The sequence below is a fragment of the Cyanobium sp. LEGE 06143 genome (genome assembly GCF_015207535.1).
Lineage (GTDB): Bacteria > Cyanobacteriota > Cyanobacteriia > PCC-6307 > Cyanobiaceae > NIES-981.
Window position 1 is genome coordinate 1 of the sequence record NZ_JADEWP010000229.1, and the last position, 3,324, is coordinate 3,324.

General features: G+C 65.4%; 2 protein-coding genes and 1 pseudogene. 2 read left to right on the plus strand and 1 reads right to left on the minus strand.

The window, feature by feature from the left end:
* Positions 1-61: 61 nt before the first annotated feature.
* Positions 62-805, plus strand: a pseudogene (gene dnaX / locus IQ216_RS14800) (DNA polymerase III subunit gamma/tau); the annotation flags it as partial.
* A 163-nt stretch (positions 806-968) separates the two neighbouring features.
* Here the strand turns inward: dnaX and IQ216_RS14805 are convergent.
* Positions 969-1,841, minus strand: coding sequence for a UPF0182 family protein (locus tag IQ216_RS14805; protein ID WP_193815771.1), 873 nt, complete (start codon positions 1,839-1,841; stop codon positions 969-971).
* A 154-nt stretch (positions 1,842-1,995) separates the two neighbouring features.
* On the opposite strand from IQ216_RS14805, the gene thrC reads away from it, so the two are divergent.
* The gene (thrC, locus tag IQ216_RS12745; RefSeq protein WP_186699363.1) at positions 1,996-3,261 is read left to right on the plus strand and encodes a threonine synthase; all 1,266 of its coding nucleotides are present in this window, start codon (positions 1,996-1,998) and stop codon (positions 3,259-3,261) included.
* Positions 3,262-3,324: the final 63 nt, after the last annotated feature.

Consider the following 3,324-nt stretch of genomic DNA (forward strand, 5'->3'; position numbering starts at 1 on the left):
AAATCCGTGTGGCAAGTGTGGTAGTTGTCAGGAAATCCTGGAAGGGCGTTTTGTTGACCTGATAGAGATCGATGCGGCCTCCCGCACCGGTGTTGACGACATGCGTGAACTGACAGACAACGTTCAGTACGCCCCCAGTCGCGGCCGCTACAAGGTGTACCTCATCGATGAGGTGCACATGCTCACCAACCAGTCCTTCAACGCCTTCCTGAAGACCCTGGAAGAGCCGCCCGAGCACGTGAAATTCCTTCTGGCTACGACCGATCCCCAGAAACTGCCGGTGACGGTGCTATCCCGTTGTTTGCAGTTCAACCTGAAGCGGATGACACCGGAGCACATCGTAGGCCACCTCAAGCACGTACTGACCGAAGAGCAGATTCCCTTTGAGGAGCCTGCGCTCTGGCTGCTTGCCCGGGCGGCGGACGGCAGCATGCGTGATGCCCTGAGTCTGACTGACCAGGCGATCGCCTTCGGCAACCAGAATCTGGCTGCCAGTGATGTCAGCAATATGCTGGGCACCATTGACCAGCGTGACATTGAACGCATCGTTACAACGCTGGTCGAGCGGGATGGCCCCGGTCTGCTGGCGGAGATCAGCCGCATTTCAGATTTTGCGCCGGATTACGCGGTCATTCTGGCGGATCTGCTATCGCTCTTTCACCGGGTCACCATGGAACAGGTAGTACCGGGCAGTGCCGACAATGCCCTGGGCGATGCCGCTCAGGTTCAGTCACTGGCAAAGCAGTTGAGCGCGGAAGACGCCCAGCTGTTCTATCAGGCGGCGTTGATGGGTCGGAAAGATCTGGCGGTCACGCCGGATGCCCGTATGGGATTTGAAATGACCCTGCTCCGGATGCTGGCTTTCCGGCCGGGGGCTGATCGCCGTGAGCCGCCAAGCATTGCCTCTGGTGGCAATGAGGGTCAGGCGCGCGCCGAACCGGAACCTGACCCTGCGGCGGTTCAGAGCTCTAAGCCCGAGCCCGACGCTGAACAAACGCAGGCGCCCGAGCAGAACCCTGAGCCAGTGCCGCAACCACAGCCAGAACCAGAGCCTGCGCCACCCCTGATGGAATCGCCCCCCTGGGATCCAGAGCCCGGCGACCCCGCCTTGAGCCTGGAGCGTGAAGAACCCGAGGCGTTTGCCAGCGAGATGGCACCAGAGCCAGGGCCAGGGTGAGCGCCAGGGCCAGGGCGGGGAAGCGCAGCAGCACAAAGCTCACGTCGGCGCCCAGCAGCGGCTCACGGATGCCGCTGGGCTCAGCCACCACCGCCAGACTCCAGAGACCCCAGCCCCGCCCCAGCACCAGGGCCAGGCCGAGCCCCAGGACGGCGTGCAGCAGTCGCGCCCCGGCTTCGGGGCGAAACCCCAGCAGCACGGCGGCCACCACCGCGGCCAGCAGCAGCGGACCGGGACTGAGCCCCGCCAGGCCGATCAGGCCGTGCAGCCGCTGCGGGTCGAAGGGCTGAAAGGCCAGCCTGGCCGTCAGGCCCCAGACCAGGGCCAGGGGAACCAGAGTGCCCGCCAGCAGCACAAGCAGCAGCAGGCCGTAGGGAAGCGTCGGCAGGGGCAGACGCCCCCTGGCGGCGCCGGGCAAACGCCAGAACCAGAGCAGCCAGGCCTGCAGCAGGGCCGTGAGGCCCAGGCCCAGGCCCAGGCCGAGCAGCTGCAGGCCCCAGCGGCGCAGCAGCACGGAGTCGAGCGAAAACTGGGAGAACCAGCTCCACTCCACCCAGAGCCGGGAGGCCAGCACCGCGGCGAGGCAGGCGGCCAGCAGCAGCAACGGCAGGCCGAGCCGCCACGGGAGGCGGCCGCGGGGTGCTGGGCGGTCGGAACGGGTCACGGGCTGAGGCTAGGCAGCCTGCGCAAAGCGACAAGCCCCAGCGGCAGAGCTCACCGGCTCAGACCCTGGAATTAATTCCGATCCCAGAACTCGGCATTAAAACGAGTCCCTGGAAGGCGCTGTTAGGGTTCGGCATCAACAACGGGCGATCGCTGTGACGGCCACCCTCTCCCGCTCCACCTTCACCGGTCTGCGCTGCAAGGAATGCGGCCACGCCTATGAAGCCGCCGCCCGCCACGTCTGTGAAGACGTCTGCTTCGGGCCCCTCGAGGTGGTGTACGACTACGAGGCGATCCGCAACAAGGTGAGCCGGGCCACGATCGAAGCCGGCCCCGCCTCGATCTGGCGCTACCGCGACTTCCTGCCGATCGAGGGCGACCCGATCGACGTGGGCACGGGCTTCACGCCGCTGCTCAAGGCCAACAACCTGGCCAGGCGGCTCGGTCTCAAAAGCCTCTACATCAAGAACGACGGCGTCAACATGCCGACGCTCTCCTTCAAGGATCGGGTGGTGTCCGTGGCCCTCACCCGCGCCAAGGAACTCGGCTTCAAGACGGTGAGCTGCGCCTCCACCGGCAACCTGGCCAACTCCACCGCCGCCATCGCCGCCCACGCCGGCCTCGAGTGCTGTGTGTTCATCCCCAGCGATCTGGAGCTGGGCAAGGTGCTCGGCACCCTGATCTACAACCCCACCCTGATGGCGGTGCACGGCAACTACGACCAGGTGAACCGCCTCTGCTCCGAGGTGGCCAACACCTTCGGCTGGGGCTTCGTGAACATCAACCTGCGTCCCTACTACTCGGAGGGCTCCAAGACCCTCGGCTACGAGGTAATCGAGCAGCTCGGTTGGCAGCTCCCCGATCACATCGTGGCGCCCCTGGCCTCGGGCTCCCTGTTCACCAAGATCCGCAAGGGCTTTGATGAGTTCATCAAGGTGGGCCTGGTGGATGAAAAAGCGGTGCGCTTCAGCGGCGCCCAGGCCGAGGGCTGCAGCCCCATCGCCCAGGCCTTCGCCGCCGGACGTGACTTCATCACCCCGGTGAAGCCGAACACCATCGCCAAGTCGATCGCCATCGGCAATCCGGCCGATGGCCCCTACGCCATCGACATCGCCAACCGCACCCAGGGCAGCATCGCCGCCGTGAGCGACGCCGAGATCATCGAGGGCATCAAGCTGCTGGCCGAAACAGAGGGCGTGTTCACCGAAACCGCAGGCGGCACCACCATTGCCGTGCTGAAGAAGCTGGCGGAGCAGGGCAAGATCAATCCCGATGAAACCACCGTGGCCTACATCACCGGCAACGGCCTCAAGACCACCGAGGCCGTGGCCGACGTGATCGGCGAGCCTTACACCATCGAAGCCCAGCTCGACAGCTTCAAGGCGGCCTGGCAGCAGGCCCAGGCCAGCCACGCAGCTTGAAGGTTCCCGCCCCGAGCAGGACAACCTGAAGGTTCCGGCCCCACGCCTCGCTGTGCTTTAGCC